Origin of the sequence: Lentibacillus sp. L22, from assembly GCF_040812445.1 — a bacterium.
Taxonomy (GTDB): domain Bacteria; phylum Bacillota; class Bacilli; order Bacillales; family Amphibacillaceae; genus Lentibacillus_C; species Lentibacillus_C daqui.
This window is the reverse complement of record NZ_JBFNXI010000006.1, coordinates 29,996-52,902: the sequence shown is the minus strand read 5'-3', so window position 1 is coordinate 52,902 and position 22,907 is coordinate 29,996. Positions and strand designations below refer to the sequence as shown.

The following is a 22,907-nucleotide window of genomic DNA, read 5'->3' as shown; positions in this document are numbered from 1 at the left end:
GAAGAATGTATGAACGAACGAATTTTGCATGTATTAGAATACAATAAGATTCTGGATCAATTGCAGAATCAGGCTGCAACATCCTTGGGTAAGGAGCTGGCGAGTTCTTTGCGACCTGTTACCGAAATGGACGAGGTACAAACATTGCAGCAGGAAACAGATGAAGCATTGCAAGTCGAACGGTTAAATTTAAAGATCCCACTAGGTGGTATATCAGACATCAGGGGCAGTGTAAAGCGCAGTGTCATCGGTGGAATGTTGAATACAGGGGAATGCCTTGATGTAGCCGATACAATCTACGGCGGCCGGCAAGTCAAAGATTTTATTGGAAAATTGGAAGAGGAACCACCAATCTTAACCGCACTTACCGAACAAATCACCCCATTACGGGAATTGGAGCGGCACATTAAGAGCTGCATTGATGATCACGGCTATGTGATGGACAGCGCATCAGAAAAATTGCGTGGACTCCGTTCATCGATCCGTACGTATGAATCACGCGTCCGCGACAAATTAGATCATTATACAAAAACAAAAAGCAATATGTTGTCAGATACCTTGATTACCATTCGAAATGATCGGTACGTATTGCCCGTCAAACAAGAATATCGTGGCTCGATCGGCGGGATCGTTCATGACCAATCCGCATCTGGTCAAACGTTATTTATCGAGCCAAGGGCAGTGGTTGATTTAAACAATGAATTACAGGGGACGAGGGCAAAAGAAAAGCAGGAAATTGAACGGATTTTACGGGAAATAAGTGGGCAAATTGCTAGTGCCGAATCATTTTTGTTAGAAAACATCGCTGTATTGGCCAAGATCGATTTTATGTTTGCGCGTGCAAAATTAGGAAAACAAATGAAAGCAGCGATGCCGAAAATCAATGATCAAGGTATCATTAAAATGAAACAAGCGCGTCATCCGTTAATTCCCGCGGATGATGTGGTCACCAATGATGTAGAAATTGGTGAGACTTATACTTCTATCGTTATTACCGGGCCAAATACTGGCGGGAAAACAGTTACATTGAAAATGGTGGGACTATGTACATTAATGGCCCAATCCGGGTTGCAGATCCCTGCACTTGACGGTTGTGAATTGGCTGTTTTTAAACACGTTTTTGCTGATATTGGTGATGAACAATCGATCGAACAAAACTTGAGTACATTTTCCTCGCACATGACCAATATCGTATCAATTATGGAACAAGTTGATGATAAGACGCTGGTTCTTTTTGATGAACTCGGGGCAGGCACTGATCCACAGGAAGGTGCTGCACTGGCGATGGCTATTCTGGATGAAGTCATTTCCCGTAATGCCAGGGTAATTGCTACAACTCATTACCCGGAATTAAAGGCATACGGCTATAACAGGAATAGTGTTATTAATGCGTCTGTTGAATTTAATGTGGAAACATTGCAGCCGACATATCGATTGTTAATTGGTGTTCCCGGACGAAGTAATGCATTTGAAATTTCAAAACGACTGGGTCTGAATGACGCCATTATAGACCATGCCAAAGAGCTTGTCGGGGTCGATTCGAAAAGCGTGGAGAATATGATTGCATCATTGGAACAATCACAACTCCAGGCGGAAAAAGACTATGAACAAGCCCATCAGATATTGCTGCAAACAGAGAAACTCCATAATGATTTAAAAAAACAGTGGCGACAATTTGAACAAAAGCGCGAATCACTATATAAAAAAGCAGAAACGAAGGCAGAAAAGGCTGTACAAAAGGCAAAAGAGGAAGCAGAATTAATCATCGGCGAAATCCGCTCGATGAAAAACGATGCTGACATAAAAGAGCATGAATGGATAGAAGCGAAAAAAATGCTCGAGGATGCAAAACCTAATCTTTCGTCTAAAAAAATGGAAAATCAAACACATCAAGAATCCAAAGATACAAAAAATGAATTGCATCCCGGTGACGATATTAAGTTACTGACTGTGAATCAACCTGGAACTGTACTGGAAAAAGCGGGTAATGATGAATATCTTGTGCAGGTTGGCATCATGAAGGTAAAGGTGAAACGTGATGACTTACAACGCCTTTCCAACCAAAAGCAAGCGCCAGAAAGGCCATTGGCGACGGTAAAGGGCTCAGGCTATCATGTAAAACCGGAGCTTGATTTACGCGGTGAACGATATGAAGATGCACTGTCCCAGCTGGAGAAATATATAGACGATGTGTTGCTGGCCGGCTATAACAAGGTATCCATTATTCATGGAAAGGGTACTGGTGCGTTACGATCAGGGGTAAAAGAATTTGTTAAAAAACATCCAAGAATCAAAAACAGTCGTCCTGGTGGATCTGGGGAAGGGGGAAGCGGCGTCACGATTATTGAATTCAACTGAAATTAAATATTTGTGCGAGGGAGAATGAAAGGTGGAAACATTAGCCAAAGTATTAATTGTCGTTGCAATTGTTTTTGTGATTATAGGGATTGTTTATCTGATTTAGAAAAATAACTTCTCCGATTTTAATCAAATATATTTCAAAAAATATAAATAAGTCGTATAATAGAAATAAGTGCGGGTTTCTACATGATATGGCTCTTCTGCGTTGCCCACAGGACGTGGGTGACTATAGCAGAAGATTCCCTTATCCTGAAACATTATTTTTACCGGACTTTTTGAACATCTACTATTACGCAAGGAGGAGATTAAATGGGGAAAGAAAGACGTTGGTATAAGCATTATCCTGACGATATTCCGACAACCATTACCTATGATGACAAGCCTTTACATGCTTTTTTGCTGGAAGGAGCCAAGCGTTACAAGAAAAAGAAAGCGCTTCACTTCATGGGTAAAGAATTGTCCTTTCAAGAACTGTATGACCAAGCAAAGAAAATGGCCTGCTACATGCAGGGATTGGGAATTGAGAAAGGAGACCGTGTAGCAATTATGCTGCCAAACTCTCCCCAATCGGTTATCAGTTATTATGGTGCATTAATGGCAGGCGCAACGGTTGTACAGACAAACCCATTATATAAGGAGCGTGAATTGGAATATCAGTTATATGACTCCGGAGCCAAGCTGATTGTTTGTCTGGATATATTACTGCCAACCGTTATGAATGTACAGCATGCAACACAGCTTCAACATACGATCGTAACGGGAATAAAGGATTATTTACCATTTCCAAAAAATACGGCATACCCTTTTATCCAGAAAAAACAATATAACATGGTTGTAAAACCAGAGCAATCGGAAAATACACATGTTTGGGAATTGATTATGGAACATACTTCTGAAAATTACCAGGAAGTGACTGTTGATCCAAAAGAAGATTTGGCGTTAATCCAATATACAGGTGGGACAACCGGTTTTCCAAAAGGTGTCATGCTGACTCATTATAATCTGGTTGCAAATGTGCAAATGTGTCAAACCTGGTTGTACAAGGCAGAACAAGGGAAAGAAGTTATTCTGGGTATTTTACCGTTTTTTCATGTTTATGGGATGACAGCCGTGATGAATATGTCCATTATGTTCGGTTCGAAAATGGTATTGCTGCCAAAATTTGATCCGGAAGAGGTTCTAAAAACGATCCAGAAACAAAAAACAACGTTATTCCCTGGGGCACCTACCATTTATATCGGTCTATTAAATCATCCAAAATTAAATAAATATGATCTATCCTCAATCAAAGCGTGTATCAGCGGTTCAGCACCGCTTCCAACGGATGTTCAGAAACAATTTGAAGACGTTACAGCTGGTAAGTTAGTGGAGGGATACGGTTTAACCGAATCATCTCCTGTTACCCACGCGAATTTAGTCTGGGGTCAACGTGTGAATGGGAGTATCGGTATTCCATGGCCTGACACCGATGCCAAAATCGTGGATGACGAAATGAATGAAGTGAAAGTTGGTGAAACAGGAGAATTGGTTGTCAAAGGTCCACAAGTGATGAAAGGCTATTGGAATAAACCGGATGAAACAAACCAAGTTCTAAAAGATGGCTGGCTGTTAACGGGTGATGTCGGTTATATGGATGAACAAGGTTACTTTTATATCGTTGATCGGAAGAAAGACATGATTATTGCCGGCGGATATAACATTTATCCGCGTGAAGTGGAAGAAGTGCTTTATGAACACGAGGGGGTTCAAGAAGCTGTTGTTGCCGGGATTCCCGATGCCTATCGTGGCGAAACGGTTAAGGCATATATTGTCTTGAAGGATGGTTATCAACTGACTGAAAAGGAATTAAATCATCATTGCCGCAAACACTTGGCTGCTTATAAGGTACCACGAATTTATGAGTTCCGTGATGAATTGCCAAAGACAGCCGTCGGTAAAATCCTCAGACGAAAATTGGTTGATGAAGAAAAGGAGAAGGTACAGAAGGACAGCAAAACAGTTTAAATGCACGAACAGATTGGCAGGCTGGGAGATGGACAAGGTGATGATTGACAGAATCCGGGGAACAAGCTAAAATTATAAATGAATGACCATTCATTCATTTGTGATCTGCTAAGGAGATAGACATGGAAAAAAATAAACCGAAATACAAACAAATCATTGACGCAGCTGTTGCCGTCATTGCAGAAAATGGCTATTATGCATCGCAAGTATCTAAAATTGCCAAAAAGGCCGGTGTTGCTGACGGTACAATCTACCTATATTTTAAAAATAAAGAAGATATTCTTGTTTCCCTCTTTGAGGAAAAAATGGGGCAGTTTATCGAACAAATCGCTATAGCTATTAATAAGAAACAAACTGCCAGTGAAAAATTGTTAACATTAATCGAAATGCACTTTCATCAATTGGCAAAAGATCATCATCTGGCAATTGTCACCCAATTAGAATTGCGTCAGTCGAACAAGGATCTGCGCTTAAAGATTAATAACGTATTAAAGCCGTATTTGGAGGTTATTGATCAACTTATTTCCGAGGGTATCGATGAAAGAATTTTTCGTTCTGACATGAATCTTCCACTTGTCAGGCAAATGATATTTGGCACAATGGATGAAATTGTTACCAACTGGGTGATGAATGAGCAGAAATATGATTTGGTGGCTCAAGCACCCCAAGTTCACGGATTATTGATCCATGGATTAATGGATGAATAACAAAGCGCTTTCACTTTTGGCTAGTTACTCCAATCATTTTCTGTTATGATACTTGTAAAAGGGGGAGTATAAAAAATTGGGAGCTTTAACGTATGAAGTAACAAATCATGTTGCTATATTAACCATTCAAAGCCCACCTGCAAATGCTTTATCTGTTTCAGTGTTGGATGAACTATCAGAAAAATTGGATGAAATTGAAAAAGATAAAACGATTAAGGTGGTTGTTTTAACAGGAAAGGGGAAATTTTTCTCTGCCGGTGCTAATGTAAAAGAGTTTTCTTCCTTTCAACAGATATCTGAGTATCAATCGTTTTCCGAAAAAGGACAGCATTTATTTGAACGGATCGAGCATTTTGGGATTCCATTCATTGCAGCAATCCATGGAGCCGCTGTAGGCGGGGGTTTAGAACTCGCTATGGCCTGTCACATGCGAATTGCGGCTGAAAATGCAAAGCTGGGATTGCCGGAGTTAACACTAGGTATCATCCCCGGATTTGCAGGAACCCAGCGCTTGCCGCGTTATGTTGGCACAGCCAAGGCCTATGAAATGATTCTGAGTTCTGAGCCGATCAGTGGCAAAGAAGCTCTGTCATTTGGTCTTGTTAACCGTGTTGTGGACGAAAATGCTGTTGTTACAGAATCTATCAAACTAGCGGAAAAAATAGCTTCTAAAGGCAAGCTGACGATCGACCGGATAATGAAATTAATTCCTTATTCCGTTACAGAAAGTTTTACAGATGGTATGAATGCTGAAGCTAAGGCTTTTAGTGAAGTTTTTGATTCAGAGGATGCAAAGGAAGGCGTTTCAGCTTTTTTAAAGAAACGTAAACCTAACTTTCAAGATAAATAGACGAAGGAGGATTTCTGATGAATATCTATGTATTACTAAAAAAGACTTTTGATACTGAAGAAAAAATAGCCATTTCCAATGGCCGCATTGAAGATGATGGGGTTGAATTCATTATAAACCCGTACGATGAATATGCAGTTGAAGAGGCTATTAATCAGCGGGATGCGCATGGTGGTGAAGTAACCGTTATCACGATCGGTGATGAAGAATCAGAGAAACAACTCCGTACGGCATTGGCAATGGGTGCTGATAAAGCTGTTCTGATTAATACAGAGGATGATTTGGAAGACGGGGATCAATTTACCACAGTTAAAATTTTGGAAGCGTTTTTCGAGGATAAGGAAGCCGATTTAATTTTGGCCGGTAATGTGGCCATCGATGAAGCAAGCGGTCAAGTTGGACCAAGGCTTGCAGAACGGTTGGGAATTTCTTTTGTCACCACAATTACCAGCCTGAAAATCGAGGACGATACTGCGTACATTGATAAAGATGTTGAAGGTGACGTGGAAAAAATTGAAACAAGTTTGCCTGTTCTTGTCACTTGCCAGCAAGGCCTAAATGACCCGAGGTATCCTTCCTTACCGGGAATTATGAAAGCAAAGAAAAAGCCACTGGAAGAACTGGAAATTGATGACCTTGATTTGGACGAAGATGAATTAGAACCAAAGACAAAAACAATTGAAATATTTTTACCCCCGGAAAAAGAGGCTGGCAGAGTATTAGAAGGCGAACTTGATGATCAGGTTCAGGAACTAGTATCGTTACTTAAAAATGAAGCAAAGGTACTGTAGGAACTTAACATAGAAGGGAGAATGCAAATCATGAGTGATAAATATTTGGTAATTGGTGAAACAAGAGATGGTTCATTGCGTAACGTTACTTTTGAAGCAATTGCAGCTGCAAAAAAAATCAACCCGGATGGAGAAATCGTTGGTGTTGTTTGTGGCGACAGTGATCTGGAAGCACAAGCAAATGAAATGATCTATTACGGTGCGGATCGGGCTGTGACAGTTAAACATGAAAAGTTAAAAACGTATACCCCTGAAGGTTTTGGTCAAGCATTGATGGCTATTATCGATGATGAATCTCCGAATGGAATTGTAATGGGGCATACGGCCATTGGCAAGGATTTAACTCCTAAGATTGCCAGTAAGCTGGAACTTGGCTTGATTTCCGATGCGACCGATATTGAAATAAATGGTGATCAGGTTGCGTTTATTCGGCCAATCTATTCCGGAAAGGCCTTTGAAAAGAAAGTGATAACCGATGATGTTACCTTTGTGACGATTCGCCCAAATAATATTGCTGCACTTGACCGGGATCAATCCCGCAGTGGCGAAGTGACAGCAAAAGATGTTGAGATTACTGACCTGCGTACAGTGGTTAAAGATGTGATCCAAAAAGCATCAGAAGGTGTTGATTTGTCCGAAGCAAAAGTAATTGTTTCCGGCGGACGCGGTGTGAAAAGTGCGGAAGGATTCAAACCATTACAAGAGCTTGCAGATTTGTTAGGTGGAGCGGTAGGTGCCTCGCGTGGCGCGTGTGATGCGGATTATTGTGATTACTCCTTGCAAATTGGGCAAACCGGTAAAGTGGTTACCCCTGATTTATATATTGCCTGTGGTATTTCCGGAGCCATTCAGCATTTAGCGGGAATGTCCAATTCAAAGGTAATTGTGGCCATTAATAAAGATCCGGAAGCAAACATTTTTAATGTAGCTGATTATGGTATTGTCGGCGATATATTTGAAGTTATTCCAAAACTGATTGAAGAAATCAAAAAGGTCAAAGTGCCTTCATAAAACAAAGGCGTAAGCGTCCGCTGGAAGCTGGAGCCGGACGGGGACTTTCCTGGTATAAGCTGAATAAAAACCATGAATTTTATCCCTTTTTACTGATTTTAAGACAATGTGCGTTGATTGGGGAATCTGGGCGATGATGTTCAGACTCCTCGAGCATTAAAACCTGTATAATGCAGGAACCGATAAGCAAACTATTAGCTACCGGATCATAACGATGGTATACTCTAACCAGAAGTAAGATAAGGAGGGAAATGAATGGCAATTGTACATGTAACCGATCAGAATTTCACAAAAGAAACCTCAGAAGGCTTGGTTTTGGCTGATTTTTGGGCACCGTGGTGTGGACCTTGTAAAATGATTGCACCGGTTCTGGAAGAGATTGATGGTGAAATGAGTGATAAAGTTCAAATCGTAAAGCTGGATGTAGACGAAAATCAGGAAACAGCCGGTAAATATGGTGTTATGAGTATTCCAACGTTACTCCTGTTCAAGGATGGGAATGTAGTTGACCAGGTAATTGGTTTTCAACCGAAAGAAGCATTGGTTGAATTAATTGATAAACATGCTTAATCGATGGAAAAGTATGATATAAGGTGCAAAATATCCCTTGTTACTGCTGTGACAGGGGATGTCTTGCGTTTAAAGAGCCCTTACGCTATAGACGGGACGAAACAGGCGATGTTTTACGATGCAAGGGGAGGATATGATGAACCAAACCATTAAAGATAAATTAGCTGTTCTCCCTGCCTTGCCAGGTTGTTATTTAATGAAAGATAAACATCAAACAGTAATTTATGTTGGTAAATCCAAGAAATTAAAAAACCGAGTAAAGTCTTATTTTACCGGTGCGAATGATAAGAAAACGCAACGATTGGTGCAGGAAATCGATAACTTTGAGTATATTGTCACCTCATCAGAAATCGAAGCACTTATTTTGGAAATGAATCTAATAAAAAAATACGATCCAAAATACAATGTTATGTTGAAAGACGACAAGACATACCCATATTTAAAAATAACCAATGAGCGACATCCGCGCCTGCTGATTACCAGAAAAATAAAAAAGGATAAAGGTAAATATTTTGGACCATATCCAAACGTGTTGGCAGCAAGAGAAACCAAAAAGCTGCTGGATCGTTTGTATCCGTTACGAAAATGCAATAATCCACCTGGACGTTTTTGCCTTTATTATCATATGGGTCAATGTTTGGCGTGTGCGGAAACACCTCCATCGGAAGAAGAATATAAAGAAATTGTCCAGCATATCACCACATTTTTAAATGGTGGGCACAAAGAAATCAAGGCAGATCTAAAAAACAAGATGATAGCTGCCAGTGAAGCATTGAATTTTGAACGGGCAAAAGAATTGCGTGATCAAATTCACCATATAGAAGCGGTCATGGAGCAACAGAAAATGACAATGAATGATCGGACAAATCGTGATGTTTTTGGATATAGCTATGATAAAGGTTGGATGTGTATCCAGGTCTTCTTTGTTAGACAGGGGAAACTAATTGAACGGGATGTAGCCATGTTCCCGTTTTTCGATGAACCCGAGGAAACATTTTTAAGCTATATTGGCAGATTTTATTTGCATCAACATCACCTGAAACCAAAGCAAGTGCTTGTTCCAATCGGTACGGATACTGAGATTCTAAGGGAATTACTGGAAGTAGATGTTCATGTACCACTGAGGGGAAAAAAGAAGGAATTAGTAGAATTGGCGAAAAAGAATGCCTCCATTTCCCTGAAAGAAAAATTTACAATCATAGAACAAGATGAAGCACGTACTATTAAAGCGGTAGAGCAGTTGGGTGACGTGTTACAAATTGAAGTGCCCCACCGGATTGAGGCGTTTGATAATTCTAATATTCAGGGTACGGATCCTGTTTCGGCTATGGTTGTTTTTATTGATGGGCGGGCAAATAAGAAAGAATATCGTAAATATAAAATCAAGCATGTTGAAGGGCCTGATGATTATGAAACAATGCGTGAAGTAATTCGTCGTCGCTATACACGGGTGTTGAAGGATCAATTGCCGCTACCCGATTTAATTATCGTGGATGGCGGTAAGGGACAAATGAATGTGGCGCTTGATGTGCTCGAAAATGAACTAGGCCTGGATATCCCATTATGCGGACTGGTGAAGGATGATAAGCATAAAACAAGTGAGTTGCTTTATGGGACACCACCGTCTGTTGTACCGTTGTCACGTAAATCACAGGAATTTTACCTGGTACAGCGGATTCAGGATGAGGTACATCGGTTTGCGATTTCTTTTCACCGGCAATTACGTGGTAAAAACCTGGTACAATCAGAGCTTGATAAAATACCAGGGGTTGGTGAGAAGCGACGTCGCCTGTTGCTGACCCATTTTAAATCAGTCGGTGAATTGAGGAAGGCTTCAATAGAGGATATTACCAAACTGGGCATTCCCGAGAATATTGCTGAACAAGTACTTGATCATTTAAATAACAATAATGACGGATAAGGAAAACAAATTTTATTGTCATTTAAGTTCATTCAAACAAAAGAGGGAACTGTACTTGAAACAGTTCCCTTAAAAATTGGTTACTTGGTAGTATAAACAACTGAAAACTCAACCTGATAAATTTTATGATGAATTTCTTCCACACATTCACAGGGAACCCCTTTTACCAGTTGAAGAGCCTCAGCAAGAAAGCCTGCTTCAATGCGGAATTCTACCGGGAAGGGCCCTTGTATTCGATTCACAACTGAGTCTGCCATTAAATGAAAAATGAGTTCTCTCCTTTTTTCTTTTACCAGTTCCAATCGTCCCCAGCCAAGTTTATCAAATGCTTGATAAATATCATCAATCGAGCTTAATTCCAGTTTTCTTGCCAAATTTTTCCCCAAAAAATAAAATAGTGTATCTGATTCTGATCCTAACAATTCCGGTAACGCCATGTATCGCAAAACATCGTACCCAGCGCCGGATGTTTGGAGTTCATCCAGCTTGGATAACGAGAATAATTCTGGTTCCTTTCCCATTTGTGTCATCCTCTCTACCTAACAAGACAATCTGCTATCAATATGTATACGATGTTTAAACAACCACAGGCTACAACCTCATCCATAACCTGTAGCATGACAAGCTATATTTATTATCCATTTTATGCATGAGTTGTGCAAGTATCCCGTTGAATTTTTTACAAAGGATGTTCAAAAAGGTCGGATGGAAGGGGTCGGATTGAAAAAATTTCTTGTCTGTTTTCTTGACGCTAATTGTAGTTAGAAGTACAATGAATGTGTCATAAATTGTACAATTTTGGCGGTGATGGGATAACCAGGGGTAAAAAAACAGTTTCACCGTCCATCTAAGAGTGTGTTCAAAAAGGAAGATAAAAGGGTCAGGGTCTGCTAACTCTCTCAGGCGTCCTTTTGCAACGCCGATATAGCATGTCCTGAATGCATCGTTGTTCGAGGCGCCATTTTCACCGGACTTTATGAACATCCTCTATGCGTACAACCAATATTACATAACATTTATTAAGGGGGGTAATACATAGTGGAACATCGCGAATTTGGGTATCGCAGGCTACACTCGCTGTTAGGGGTCATACCAGTTGGTCTCTTTCTGATCGTACACTTGGTGGTAAATTACTTTGCTGTGTATGGGGAGGAAAGCTTTAATAAAGCATCTGAATTCATGGAAAGTTTGCCATTTTTAATTGTGTTGGAATTTGTGCTTATTTATCTGCCAATCTTGTTTCACGCGATATTAGGGGTTTATATTGTTTTTGTATCCAAGAACAATTATACGAAATATGGCTATTTCCGTAATTGGATGTACTTTTTGCAGCGAGTGACCGGGATTATCACATTTATTTATATCGTTTGGCATGTGTGGGAAACTCGGATTCAAATCTGGCTTGGCAATGCATCATTGGATTTCAGTTTGATGGAAAATATTCTGTCAAATCCGGTTATGTTCTGGGTGTACATTATCGGTCTGATTTCAACTACGTTTCATTTTGCTAATGGTTTATGGAGTTTCTTGGTATCCTGGGGCTTTACGCAATCACCAAGGTCACAAAAAATTGCTACATATGTAACATTAATTATATTTTTAGTGATCAGCTACATTGGTGTTCGTTCTTTATTAACATTTGCCTATGGAATCTAAGAGGATTAATGACTAGGAGAGTGAGTGTTTATTATGAGTAATCGTAAAGTTATTGTTGTCGGCGGTGGTCTTGCCGGCTTAATGGCAACAATTAAAGCAGCTGAGGCGGGTGTGAATGTAGACCTGTTTTCGATTGTGCCTGTAAAACGTTCTCACTCTGTATGTGCCCAAGGCGGTATTAACGGTGCGGTGAATACAAAAGGTGAGGGTGACTCACCTTGGAAACACTTTGATGATACGGTATACGGTGGTGACTTTTTGGCTAATCAGCCGCCTGTAAAAGCGATGTGTGAAGCAGCGCCTGGCATCATTGATTTGATGGATCGTATGGGCGTCATGTTTAACCGTACACCAGAGGGTTTGCTTGATTTCCGGCGATTTGGTGGTACGGATGTCCACCGTACAGCATATGCCGGGGCAACTACAGGACAGCAACTGCTATATGCACTTGATGAACAAGTCAGACGCTTTGAAGTCGAAGGTTTGGTTACAAAATTTGAAGGCTGGGAATTTGTGGGTGCTATTATTGATGAAGCCGGTGTTGGTAAAGGGATTGTTGCCCAAGACATCAAAACACATGAAATTAAGTCATTCCCTTCTGATGCAACAATTTTCTCGACTGGCGGGCCAGGAATTATCTTCGGGAAATCAACAAATTCCATGATCAATACTGGGTCGGCAGCCAGTGCGCTTTACCAACAAGGTGTGAAGTATGCTAACGGTGAATTTATTCAAATTCACCCAACCGCAATCCCGGGTGATGACAAGCTTCGTCTGATGAGTGAATCAGCACGTGGTGAAGGTGGTCGTGTTTGGACGTATAAAGATGGAGAACCATGGTACTTCCTGGAGGAAAAATATCCAGCCTACGGAAATCTGGTTACTCGTGATATTGCGACCCGTGAAATTTTTGATGTGTGTGTCAATCAAAAACTTGGTATCAATGGTGAAAATATGGTTTACCTTGATCTATCTCATAAAGATGCAAAAGAATTGGATGTCAAATTAGGTGGAATCATTGAAATTTATGAGAAATTTGTTGGCGATGATCCGCGAAAAGTACCAATGAAGGTTTTCCCGGCGGTTCATTACTCCATGGGCGGTATGTGGGTTGATTATGATCAAATGACCAATATCCCGGGAATATTTGCCTGCGGTGAGTGCGATTATACACAGCATGGCGGCAACCGTTTAGGTGCAAACTCTTTATTATCAGCGATCTATGGCGGTTCTGTGGCAGGTCCAAATGCAATTAAATATATTGATGGTCTGGATAAGCATGTTTCTGATCTTTCTTCCAAGCTGTTTGAGGATCGGGAAAAAGAGGAACAGGAAAAATTTGAAGCCATGATGAAGATGGATGGTAATGAAAATGCCTACAGTCTCCATAAGGAATTAGGCGAAATCATGACGGATAATGTAACTGTTGTGCGCCATAATGACAAATTGATGAAGACATATGAAAAACTTCAGGAATTCCAGGAACGCTGGGAAAACATTAATGTTAATGACACATCACGCTGGAGTAATCAAGGTATTATGTTTACCCGTCAATTGAAAAACATGCTGCATTTGGCTCGTGTTATTACATTGGGTGCATATTACCGTAATGAAAGCCGGGGAGCGCATTACAAGCCAGATTATCCGGATCGTAATGATGAAGAATGGTTAAAAACAACAATTGCCAGGTTTAACAAAGAAGAAAATGCCCCGGAAATATCATATGAAGAAGTTGATACTTCCTTAATAAAGCCAAGGTTGCGTGACTACACGAAAAAACACTAAGGAGAGAGGGATAGACATGGCTGAGCAAAAGACTGTTACGTTTATTATCAAGCGTCAAGACAGCCCGGATTCTGCTCCTTATGAGGAAACGTTCCAAATTCCTTATAAATCAAATATGAATGTGATCTCCGGGTTGATGGAAATAAGACAAAACCCAGTGAATGCAAAAGGAGAAAAAACAGCCCCCGTACAATGGGACATGAACTGTTTGGAGGAAGTGTGCGGTGCGTGCTCTATGGTGATTAATGGTACTGCCCGTCAAGCTTGTGCGGCGTTAGTTGATAAATTGGAACAGCCAATTCGTCTGGAACCAATGAGCACGTTCCCAGTTGTACGTGACTTGATTGTTGATAGGGAGCAGATGTTTGATGCCTTGAAGCGAATCAAAGCCTGGATTCCAATTGATGGCACCTATGATTTGGGACCTGGACCACGTATGCCGGAGAAAAAACGGCAATGGGCATATGAACTATCAAAATGTATGACTTGCGGGGTATGTGTAGAGGCATGTCCAAATGTAAATGATAAATCAAATTTCATCGGACCGTTTGCGCTATCATTGCCACGGTTGTATAACGCACATCCAACAGGGGAAATGAATAAAAGTGAACGGCTGGAAGCTCTCATGGAAGATGGTGGAATTTCTGGATGCAGTAATGCGCAAAACTGTGTTCAGGTGTGTCCAAAAGGAATTCCGTTAACTACCTCCATTGCTGCAATGAACCGGGATACAAACATTCAGGCATTTAAGAATTTCTTTGGCAGTGATCGTATTTAATGCGGATTTTTATTATATGATGATGGTCTCTATCGGCGCACGATAGAGACCATTTCTTTTTGATTTTTGGGTCCACCAAAATCTATGGTTGAAATTAATGAATAAAAATGGTAATGATAAACTAGTTAGCGGAGGAAAAACACGGAGACTCCTGTGGGAATGCGCAGTGTGAAGACCCCGCAGAAAAAGTGAGATGTTAAGGAAGGCCGACTAAAAACCGGCCTTCATAGATGAAAGCCGGTTTTTGTTAGAGCTTTAATTCCCCCATGCGAAGGAGCTCTACTACTGCCTGCGATCGCCCCTTGACCCCTAATTTTTGCATAGCATTGGAAATATGGTTACGGACAGTCTTCTCAGATATAAACAATTCCTGGGCAATTTCTTTTGTTGTTTTGTCTTGTACTAAGAGTTCGAATACTTCTTTTTCTCGTTTTGTTAATAATTGCTTCGGTTTATAGTCGTTGTCCTTCAAATCTTAACCCCTCCTTACTGTCATAGAGCTGCAGATTGAAGGGAATTATTTAGTCACTATAGCTTATGAATGCAAAGGCAATCGGTGAGCACAATTTATAGAAGCGTCATCATATTTATTTTCTATGTGTACTGAAAATAAACGCAAATTAATGAACGCTGCTTTTAGCGAAGAGGAAAAAAACAAATTTGCCGCGTCGTTGACAGGTAAAATACATTTAAGTGAGTGTTCAAAAACGAGGATGAAAAGGACTGAGCAGTTCAAGGCGGCGTAGCTTTGAGCACCGGACTTTTTGAACAACCTCTTTAAATGAGGTGGTTTTTGTTAAGTTCATAAAACTGGTTTATGATAAAATAGAAAAGCAGCTTGGCTTTTAGTGTCACAACTGTTTTGGTCGACTTAATGAAAAAAATAAAATGTCAAACGGATATGTGACATCAACGACTGGTGTGTTGTTCGCATACATGTATTATTGAAGGGGAGAAATATTATTAGTGAAGTAATTGAAAAACGGCAGGAATAGAAAATGTTATCCGGAATGGCAGGAAAGCATGAACTATTCGTTTTGCTTTAGACACAAATGAAGAACAATCATGATAAATAACAGCAAAGAAGAGGCGATTTTTTTGGAGGATGCAATTGGCGTTATCGATTCAGGGGTTGGTGGTTTAACCGTCGCTCATGAGTTAATCAGACAACTGCCGAAAGAACGATTGATTTATCTTGGTGATACATTGCGTTGCCCCTATGGTCCAAGATCTAAAGAAGAGGTAAGGAAATTCACTTGGGAAATGGTAGAATACCTGTTGGAAAAGAAGATTAAAATGCTTGTTATTGCTTGTAATACTGCCACAGCATTTACGTTAACTGAATTGCAGGAACAATTGTCAATACCGGTGATAGGGGTTATTCAGCCTGGTGCTCGAGCGGCAATCAATTTTACGTCAAACGGCTATGTCGGGGTAATTGGCACAGAGGGAACTGTTCGCAGTCAAGCTTATCCACAAGCCTTAAGGGACATCCGTTCAGATATCCACGTTCATGTACAAAGCTGTCCCACGTTTGTCCCAATGGTAGAGCAAGGAATATTAAGTGGAGAAACAGCGAAACAGGTTGTTGAGGATGCCCTGAAACCGATGAAGGAAAATAACCATATTGATACATTAATTCTTGGATGTACTCACTATCCGCTAATTAAAGACACCATCCAGGAAGTGATGGGTGATCGTGTTACAGTTATTTCGTCCAGTGAAGAGACTGCCCGTGAGACAAGTGCGATTTTATCGTTTCATAAGAAATTATATACAGGAGACCGTATTCCGGTGCATCAATTTTATGCGACTGGCGAATTAGGAACGTTTCGTAAAATCGCGGAGGATGTTTTTAAGACTGATGCCGATTTTCAAAAAGTATCGATTGAAAAGGCGGTCATTTGTTAACGTCAGGATAAGCAAAGCCTGATTTTTTTCTGCATGTTGGTCTAATTTTACGATAGGCTCGTATATATAATAGTACAACCATCGTGGGAGGGAATCATATGCAGAAGCGTGGTATATTACTTATGACTGGGATTATGAGTATGTCCATCATATTGTCAGGCTGTTTTAAGGGGGAGCAATCAATAAATGAGGAAATGGATCCACCAAAGGGACAAGGTGCCGAACAAGTAGATAATCTTGATAACCATTCAGCCAAAGATGAAGCAACTGACAAAAAGGCTGAAAAGGGAAAAAAAGAAGAAGCGACGGATCAAACGGTGAAGCGGCAATTATATTTACTTGATGCCAATGGAATGGTAGCTCCACAAACGGTCGAACTGCCTAAGGCCGATTCGATGGAAGTAGCAACGCAAGCATTAGAATACTTGGTAAAAGATGGGCCGGTTGCAAATGTGCTTCCAAATGGTTTTCAAGCCGTACTTCCATCAGGTACAGAAATTAAGGGACTGGATCTAAAGGATGACGGTACTTTGGTTGTTGATGTTTCCAAGGAATTTGAAAACTATCAAGCAGATGATGAATTGAAAATACTGGAGGCTATGACATATACGGTAACGCAGTTTGATGGTGTCGATAAAATGAAACTGGAGATAAATGGCTATCCGCAAACTGAAATGCCCGTAAACGGTACACCAATTGGGGATGGCTACTCCAGGACAAATGGCATTAATCTGACACAGACAGATACTGTTGACTTAATTGATAGTAAGGCGGTAACGATGTATTATCCAACAGAATATAACAATACCAAATATTTTGTTCCTGTTACACAACATGTAGCAGCTGATAAAAGTGAAGATGTATTTGGGGCCATTGTACAGGCATTGGTTAATGGACCGGGGTATAAAGTTAACGCCAAGCAGGTGTTTAATTCTGATACGACTTTAGCCGCAAAACCGTCATTGCATGATGGTGTGCTGGACATAAAGTTTAATCAGGATATTTTAGAGAATAAAGATAAGACAACAATCTCGGATGATGTAATTGAAACTTTAGTGCGGACATTAACCGAACAAAAAGGTGTTAAAGCAGTTAATGTAAAGGTAGAGGATGTTGATAAGCTTTTCAATGAAAATGGTGAACCATACACGGAGCCGGTAACTGAAGACATGGTAACTAAAACAAAAGAGCTTTAAAATGAAGCGGCTGGTAATACAGCCCTTCTTTTTATTGCTTAGGAAATTATAAATATTAAATACCCGTGTTGCACGGGCACAGCACATACGCCGCTAACCGGGCGCTTACGCCTTTGTGCTTTGGTTAAGAAAATCCAATGTATGAACGTGTTGCCATTGCGAAAAATATGTTACGATTGTAGTTGTTATAAGGAGGAGTTAATAGTGAGAAATGATCAACGTACATCAACCAGTTTACGACCAATTACTTTCATACCCAATTTTGTTAAACATCCTGAAGGCTCTGTATTGATTCAGATCGGAGATACAAAAGTGATTTGTAATGCAAGCATTGAAGATAGAGTTCCTCCTTTTATGCGCGGTCAGGGCAAAGGATGGATTACAGCTGAATATGCGATGCTGCCACGGGCAACAGAGCAGCGAAACATTCGTGAATCCTCCAAGGGAAAAGTAAGTGGCCGAACTATGGAAATTCAGCGACTGATTGGCAGGGCGTTACGGGCGGTTGTTGATTTGAACAAAATCGGCGAACGAACAGTTTGGGTAGATTGTGATGTTATTCAGGCTGACGGTGGAACCCGGACAGCATCGATTACCGGCGCTTTTGTCGCGGTTGTTCAAGCATTCGGGAAACTTCTGGATAAAAAAGTATTAACCAAAATGCCGGTCACTGACTTTTTGGCAGCCATTTCTGTAGGGGTAATGCCAGACGGAACTGAAATTTTGGATTTGAATTATGAAGAAGATTCCAAGGCACATGTAGATATGAATATTATCATGACAGGTTCCGGTGAATTTGTAGAAATCCAAGGTACAGGGGAAGAGGCAACCTTTACCGCAAACCAGCTACAAACTATGCTCGGGCTTGCAAACGAAGGCATCACTTCCATTATTGAAAAACAACGCGCAACACTTGGTACACTAGCCGAACGAATCGGAGAATCCAGATAAAACGACCATAATGGAGGCGGAAAATGAAACAGCTTATCATTGCAACCAAAAACCCGGGTAAAGCGACAGAATTCAGGGATTTTTTTCATAGGTATCAAATTCAGGCTGTGTCTTTATTGGATTTACCGGAAAGTATTCCAGATATTGAAGAAACAGGAACTACCTTTGAAGAAAATGCTGCCATAAAGGCCGAAGCGATTGCCAAACGAATGCAAATACCTGTGCTAGCTGATGATTCCGGCTTAATGATCGATGCTTTGGATGGCAGGCCAGGGGTTTTTTCCGCGCGTTATGCCGGTGAACCAAAAAATGATGAGAATAATCTGGTTAAAGTAATGAACGAACTGAAGGGTGTACCTCCTGAACATCGTCAAGCCCACTTTGTATGCGTGCTTGCGATTGCCATGCCGGATCATGAGACTACCTTTTATAAAGGAGTCTGCACAGGCAGTATCGCAATGGCACCTAAGGGGAAAAATGGTTTTGGGTATGACCCTGTTTTTATCCCAACTGGTTATTCACAAACAATGGCTGAGCTTGATCCATCAGAAAAAAACGCCATCAGTCACCGAAAAAAAGCGATAATCAAATTGGAAAACGATATTCCAGCTTTGACCAGGAAACTCGAATGATATTTTTGGATTCATATCCGGACTTCTGGTAAGATTAAATCGTGTCAAACGTTTAAGGAGAGGGTCTGAATTGCCAAATATTTTAGTTGTTAGTGATAGCCATGGTTTAACAAATGAATTAACGCAAATTAGGGAACGGCATCATGCAGACTTCATGATTCATTGCGGAGATTCGGAATTGGAAATGGATGCACCTGAACTTGAGGGATATGTTAAAGTTGCCGGAAATTGCGATAGTGACTCCAGATTTCCGAATGAACAGTTGATTGATGCAGACGGTGTCAATGTATTTGTTACACATGGACATCTTTATCAAGTAAAAATGAGCTTAATGAATATAGCGTATCGGGCGCAGGAGAGTAATGCCCAGATCGTCTGTTTCGGTCATACACATATTGCTGGTGCGGAGAAATCCGGAGATCAGTTATTTATAAACCCTGGCAGTATTCGAATGCCAAGAAAGATATCCGAATGTACGTATGCAATTATTAGTTGGACAGCAAAAGATAATGTCTATGTTAATTTTTATAACATTGATGGAGAAATGGTAAAGGAACTTACATATCATACATCTTTAATTAACTAGCACGGCTTAATTAACCATACCATCAAAATTATACATTTTTAACAGGTTAAAAACCGAAAATCGGACAATAAGAATGGTGATTTAGTCGGGTTTTACTACTAGCAAAGGAACTTTAGGGTTTATCTATAGAAGAACAATGGATAAGCCTTAAAATTCCTGGCAAAACCATTGACAAATGTACAATAGATGCCTATAATAGATCTTGTCTGTTAAAAAAGTTCTGCTAATCGATTGTGATGCGGGTGTAGTTTAGTGGTAAAACCTCAGCCTTCCAAGCTGATGATGAGGGTTCGATTCCCTTCACCCGCTCCATACATAAGTTTGATGAATGTCCCAGTAGCTCAGCTGGATAGAGCAACAGCCTTCTAAGCTGTGGGTCGCAGGTTCGAATCCTGCCTGGGACGCTTTTTTAGCAAGAAACCTATATATGCAATAGGTTTCTTTTTTTTACATAGTAATCGTGTTATGATGAAATGAAAGGGTTTTATTGCATACACAATGGGGTATATATTTTGCAATGGTTTATCGCAGTAAAGGATGGAAGGAGTTAAGATATGTGCGATAACAACAATGTCGTGCTTTTTCCTAAGTGGAAAACAGAACTTGAGGAGGAAAGCCTGGCAGCTCTTAGAGCAAAACGTTATGAAGAAGCATTGGAAAAATTGAATAAACTGATAAACTATCAAGTAGCGAATCATGAGATTTTGATTGGCAAGCTTATTTGTTTAATGGAATTGGGATATCTTGATGATGCACAGGATTTGTGTGAAGACTTAATCGCGCATAAAGGAGAACATTATTATCAATATTTACATATTTATTTAACCTTATTATTTCAAACCAGCCAATATGAGGAATTAATGGAACAAATTGAAGCGGAATGCCAAACGGATAATATTCCTCCTCTATATGAAGACCAATTCAAGCAGTTATATGATATGAGCGAAAAAATGAACCACCAGCAAAAAGAACTGAAATTGGATAAATACATAAAAGTATTGCTAAAAGCAGTTGAAGAAAGTGATTACGAAAAACAATGGCTGTTCCTAAAAAAAATCAGAAGTGAAAAAATAAAACCTAAATTAGCTTTGCTGACTCCATTGTTAATCAGCGAGCAGATCCACCCGGTTATCAAAACAAGCCTTTTTCAACTGTTACAGGAAATGGATGTTTCTGAACCAGTTACCATACATAAATTGAACCACAACTTGACAGTGGTACCGAATTCAGTTGTTAAATATGATGAACATAGTATTGTAAAACAAACAAAACTTCAGATCGGAGGTTTGGAGCAGGAAAACCCAACATTATATATGCTGGTGGAAAAATTACTACTCCAGTATAGCTATGTACGCTATCCTGTGATGCCGCCTGATGAGGATGTAACAATAATTGCCAGAGCGTTAATGGCAATTGGTAAAGAACGGTTAAATTTGCCGATAAAAGACCATTCGGATCAGTTTATGGTACAAGAATATAAAGAACAAATAGAACGATGTGAGAAACTATATTTGTTCGTTATTGATGAATAACCTTAGGAATTGCTTGAAAGGGTCACTAATTATGTTATAATAAAATGGTTGTAAATTTAGGTTCATCTTATATCTTTGTACAAACAGAAATGTCTTGAACAAATAATTAATGGAATGAATAGATTTTGGAGGGAAGTAGCATGACAGCAAATTGGGAAAAACAAGAAGGTAATGAAGGGGTTTTGACATTTAGCGTTAGTGCGGACGAGTTTGATAAAGCACTGGATCAAGCTTTTAAAAAAGTTGTTAAAAAGGTGCAAATTCCTGGATTTCGTAAGGGGAAGGTTCCACGCAAGATATTTGATAAACGTTTTGGTGTCGAATCTCTGTACCAGGATGCGGTTGATATCGTGCTTCCAAACGCATATATGAATGCTGTTGAAGAAACCGGAATTGAGCCAGTTGAACAACCAGCAGTTGATATTGAAGAAATTGAACAAGGTAAGGATCTTGTGTTCACTGCAAAAGTAACGGTAAAACCTGAGGTAACGTTAGGAGAATACAAGGGTCTTGAAGTGGAAGAACAGGATACAACTGTAACTGATGAGGATGTTGATCATGAAATCGAACATCAACGACAACATCATGCAGAACTGATCGTTAAAGAAGAAGGAACAATTGAAGAGGGCGATACAGTAGTGATTGACTTTGAAGGGTTCATTGACGGTGAACCATTCGAAGGTGGTAAAGGCGATAATTTTTCATTGGAAATTGGATCTGGCCAATTTATTCCTGGATTTGAGGAAGAGTTGATTGGAAAGGGTTCTGATGAGGAAACGGAAATCAATGTAACCTTCCCGGAAGATTATCATGCAGAGGAATTAGCAGGTAAAGAAGCAACGTTTAAAGTCAAAATTCATGAAATAAAGACAAAAGAGTTGCCTGAACTTGATGATGAATTTGCTAAAGATGTTGATGAAGAAGTAGAAACACTTGACGAATTAAAACAAAAAACACGTGAAAATTTAGAAGCGCAAGCAAAGCAAAATGCTGAGAATCAAAAGCAGGAATCACTAATCAGTCAAGCTACAGACAATGCACAGGTTGATATACCATCTGCTATGATTGATACCGAGCTTGATCGGATGGTTAAGGAATTTGAACAGCGTCTGCAAATGCAAGGCATGACATTGGAAATGTACCAGCAGTTCTCTGGTCAGGATGAACAAGCATTACGTGAACAACTTAAAGACGATGCAGAACAACGTGTCAAAAGTAATCTTGTTTTAGAAGCCATTTTCAATCAGGAAGGTTTGGAAGTTACTGATGAAGATGCGGAGAATGAACTGGAGAATATGGCGTCCATGTACGGTGCTAGTACCGAACAGTTGGTACAAGCGCTTGGTGGAAGCACGGAAGTATTAAAAGAGGATCTGAAGATGAAAAAAGCGGTTGACTTTTTAGTTGATAATAGTACCACGATAACTAAATAATTCATGAAAATGGTTTAAGTACAACCGAAGATGGTTAATAATAGGAAACAAGGCGCGAATAATTCGCGCCTTGTTCCTTTACGCATTAATGGGCAGTAATAACCCGCCTCCAAGCGTGAATAAACCAGAAAATCAGATTTATTTGCGACTTTTTATCCGCATGTTAACATACACTAACAATAGTTATGATTTGACTTTTATATTTATTTCTCCATAATAAAAAAATATAGAT

Annotated in this window: 20 protein-coding genes and 2 tRNA genes; 20 read left to right on the top strand and 2 right to left on the bottom strand. The window is 40.0% G+C overall.

The window, feature by feature from the left end; all coding sequences use genetic code 11:
* The first annotated feature begins 9 nt into the window (after positions 1 to 9).
* The 8 genes from ABRT01_RS04645 (at position 10) to uvrC (ending at position 10,215) form a co-directional block, all read left to right on the top strand.
* Entirely contained in the window at positions 10 to 2,358 is a 2,349-nt protein-coding gene (locus ABRT01_RS04645) for an endonuclease MutS2 (protein WP_269412039.1), read from the top strand.
* Positions 2,359 to 2,670: 312 nt separating this feature from the next.
* Positions 2,671 to 4,365 (top strand): long-chain-fatty-acid--CoA ligase, encoded by a 1,695-nt coding sequence (locus ABRT01_RS04640; RefSeq protein ID WP_269412040.1) that lies wholly within the window; start codon positions 2,671 to 2,673, stop codon positions 4,363 to 4,365.
* A 122-nt stretch (positions 4,366 to 4,487) separates the two neighbouring features.
* A complete protein-coding gene (locus ABRT01_RS04635; protein ID WP_269412041.1) occupies positions 4,488 to 5,072 on the top strand; it encodes a fatty acid metabolism transcriptional regulator FadR in 585 nt (194 codons plus the stop codon).
* Positions 5,073 to 5,148: 76 nt separating this feature from the next.
* Complete coding sequence (locus ABRT01_RS04630) at positions 5,149 to 5,922, top strand: enoyl-CoA hydratase (RefSeq protein ID WP_269412042.1); 774 nt, start codon at positions 5,149 to 5,151, stop codon at positions 5,920 to 5,922.
* Between the two features lie 17 nt (positions 5,923 to 5,939).
* Positions 5,940 to 6,713, top strand: a complete 774-nt coding sequence (locus ABRT01_RS04625; RefSeq protein ID WP_269412043.1) for an electron transfer flavoprotein subunit beta/FixA family protein — start codon at positions 5,940 to 5,942, stop codon at positions 6,711 to 6,713.
* Positions 6,714 to 6,743: 30 nt separating this feature from the next.
* Positions 6,744 to 7,724 carry an electron transfer flavoprotein subunit alpha/FixB family protein gene (locus ABRT01_RS04620; RefSeq protein WP_269412044.1) on the top strand — a complete coding sequence of 327 codons (981 nt, stop codon included), beginning with the start codon at positions 6,744 to 6,746 and terminating at the stop codon, positions 7,722 to 7,724.
* A gap of 255 nt (positions 7,725 to 7,979) precedes the next feature.
* A complete protein-coding gene (gene trxA, locus ABRT01_RS04615; protein ID WP_269412045.1) occupies positions 7,980 to 8,294 on the top strand; it encodes a thioredoxin in 315 nt (104 codons plus the stop codon).
* 136 nt (positions 8,295 to 8,430) lie between these two features.
* Entirely contained in the window at positions 8,431 to 10,215 is a 1,785-nt protein-coding gene (gene uvrC, locus ABRT01_RS04610) for an excinuclease ABC subunit UvrC (protein ID WP_269412511.1), read from the top strand.
* An 80-nt stretch (positions 10,216 to 10,295) separates the two neighbouring features.
* Here uvrC and ABRT01_RS04605 read toward each other — a convergent pair whose 3' ends face one another.
* On the bottom strand, positions 10,296 to 10,736 hold the full coding sequence (locus ABRT01_RS04605; protein WP_269412046.1) for a DUF2507 domain-containing protein: 441 nt from the start codon (positions 10,734 to 10,736) through the stop codon (positions 10,296 to 10,298).
* 514 nt (positions 10,737 to 11,250) lie between these two features.
* Between ABRT01_RS04605 and ABRT01_RS04600 the strand changes: the two genes are divergently transcribed.
* The 3 genes from ABRT01_RS04600 to sdhB are packed head-to-tail and all read left to right on the top strand — an operon-like array spanning position 11,251 to position 14,434.
* The gene (locus tag ABRT01_RS04600) at positions 11,251 to 11,871 is read left to right on the top strand and encodes a succinate dehydrogenase cytochrome b558 subunit (RefSeq protein WP_269412512.1); all 621 of its coding nucleotides are present in this window, start codon (positions 11,251 to 11,253) and stop codon (positions 11,869 to 11,871) included.
* 33 nt (positions 11,872 to 11,904) lie between these two features.
* Positions 11,905 to 13,656 carry a succinate dehydrogenase flavoprotein subunit gene (sdhA, locus tag ABRT01_RS04595; protein WP_269412047.1) on the top strand — a complete coding sequence of 584 codons (1,752 nt, stop codon included), beginning with the start codon at positions 11,905 to 11,907 and terminating at the stop codon, positions 13,654 to 13,656.
* A gap of 16 nt (positions 13,657 to 13,672) precedes the next feature.
* A complete protein-coding gene (gene sdhB, locus ABRT01_RS04590; RefSeq protein ID WP_269412048.1) occupies positions 13,673 to 14,434 on the top strand; it encodes a succinate dehydrogenase iron-sulfur subunit in 762 nt (253 codons plus the stop codon).
* Between the two features lie 247 nt (positions 14,435 to 14,681).
* Here sdhB and ABRT01_RS04585 read toward each other — a convergent pair whose 3' ends face one another.
* Positions 14,682 to 14,906 carry a helix-turn-helix domain-containing protein gene (locus ABRT01_RS04585; protein WP_269412049.1) on the bottom strand — a complete coding sequence of 75 codons (225 nt, stop codon included), beginning with the start codon at positions 14,904 to 14,906 and terminating at the stop codon, positions 14,682 to 14,684.
* 626 nt (positions 14,907 to 15,532) lie between these two features.
* Here ABRT01_RS04585 and racE point away from each other — a divergent pair.
* The 9 genes from racE (at position 15,533) to tig (ending at position 22,675) form a co-directional block, all read left to right on the top strand.
* Entirely contained in the window at positions 15,533 to 16,345 is an 813-nt protein-coding gene (gene racE / locus ABRT01_RS04580; protein WP_269412513.1) for a glutamate racemase, read from the top strand.
* A 98-nt stretch (positions 16,346 to 16,443) separates the two neighbouring features.
* A complete protein-coding gene (locus ABRT01_RS04575) occupies positions 16,444 to 17,541 on the top strand; it encodes a GerMN domain-containing protein (RefSeq protein WP_269412050.1) in 1,098 nt (365 codons plus the stop codon).
* Positions 17,542 to 17,745: 204 nt separating this feature from the next.
* Positions 17,746 to 18,492, top strand: coding sequence for a ribonuclease PH (gene rph, locus ABRT01_RS04570; protein ID WP_269412051.1), 747 nt, complete (start codon positions 17,746 to 17,748; stop codon positions 18,490 to 18,492).
* Positions 18,493 to 18,515: 23 nt separating this feature from the next.
* On the top strand, positions 18,516 to 19,124 hold the full coding sequence (locus ABRT01_RS04565) for an XTP/dITP diphosphatase (RefSeq protein ID WP_269412052.1): 609 nt from the start codon (positions 18,516 to 18,518) through the stop codon (positions 19,122 to 19,124).
* 70 nt (positions 19,125 to 19,194) lie between these two features.
* Entirely contained in the window at positions 19,195 to 19,710 is a 516-nt protein-coding gene (locus ABRT01_RS04560) for a metallophosphoesterase (protein ID WP_269412053.1), read from the top strand.
* 238 nt (positions 19,711 to 19,948) lie between these two features.
* A tRNA-Gly gene (locus ABRT01_RS04555) sits at positions 19,949 to 20,022 on the top strand.
* Positions 20,023 to 20,040: 18 nt separating this feature from the next.
* A tRNA-Arg gene (locus ABRT01_RS04550) sits at positions 20,041 to 20,114 on the top strand.
* Positions 20,115 to 20,264: 150 nt separating this feature from the next.
* Positions 20,265 to 21,242 carry a tetratricopeptide repeat protein gene (locus ABRT01_RS04545; protein WP_269412054.1) on the top strand — a complete coding sequence of 326 codons (978 nt, stop codon included), beginning with the start codon at positions 20,265 to 20,267 and terminating at the stop codon, positions 21,240 to 21,242.
* Between the two features lie 140 nt (positions 21,243 to 21,382).
* Entirely contained in the window at positions 21,383 to 22,675 is a 1,293-nt protein-coding gene (gene tig / locus ABRT01_RS04540; RefSeq protein ID WP_269412055.1) for a trigger factor, read from the top strand.
* Positions 22,676 to 22,907 lie beyond the last annotated feature (232 nt).

Coding starts and splice junctions, on each gene's coding strand:
- ABRT01_RS04575 (WP_269412050.1), top strand. CDS start 16,444: ATGCAGAAGCGTGGTATATTACTTATGACTGGGATTATGAGTATGTCC.
- ABRT01_RS04645 (WP_269412039.1), top strand. CDS start 10: ATGAACGAACGAATTTTGCATGTATTAGAATACAATAAGATTCTGGAT.
- sdhA (WP_269412047.1), top strand. CDS start 11,905: ATGAGTAATCGTAAAGTTATTGTTGTCGGCGGTGGTCTTGCCGGCTTA.
- ABRT01_RS04605 (WP_269412046.1), bottom strand. CDS start 10,736: ATGGGAAAGGAACCAGAATTATTCTCGTTATCCAAGCTGGATGAACTC.
- uvrC (WP_269412511.1), top strand. CDS start 8,431: ATGAACCAAACCATTAAAGATAAATTAGCTGTTCTCCCTGCCTTGCCA.
- ABRT01_RS04640 (WP_269412040.1), top strand. CDS start 2,671: ATGGGGAAAGAAAGACGTTGGTATAAGCATTATCCTGACGATATTCCG.
- tig (WP_269412055.1), top strand. CDS start 21,383: ATGACAGCAAATTGGGAAAAACAAGAAGGTAATGAAGGGGTTTTGACA.
- sdhB (WP_269412048.1), top strand. CDS start 13,673: ATGGCTGAGCAAAAGACTGTTACGTTTATTATCAAGCGTCAAGACAGC.
- ABRT01_RS04545 (WP_269412054.1), top strand. CDS start 20,265: ATGTGCGATAACAACAATGTCGTGCTTTTTCCTAAGTGGAAAACAGAA.
- ABRT01_RS04620 (WP_269412044.1), top strand. CDS start 6,744: ATGAGTGATAAATATTTGGTAATTGGTGAAACAAGAGATGGTTCATTG.
- trxA (WP_269412045.1), top strand. CDS start 7,980: ATGGCAATTGTACATGTAACCGATCAGAATTTCACAAAAGAAACCTCA.
- ABRT01_RS04565 (WP_269412052.1), top strand. CDS start 18,516: ATGAAACAGCTTATCATTGCAACCAAAAACCCGGGTAAAGCGACAGAA.
- ABRT01_RS04625 (WP_269412043.1), top strand. CDS start 5,940: ATGAATATCTATGTATTACTAAAAAAGACTTTTGATACTGAAGAAAAA.
- ABRT01_RS04635 (WP_269412041.1), top strand. CDS start 4,488: ATGGAAAAAAATAAACCGAAATACAAACAAATCATTGACGCAGCTGTT.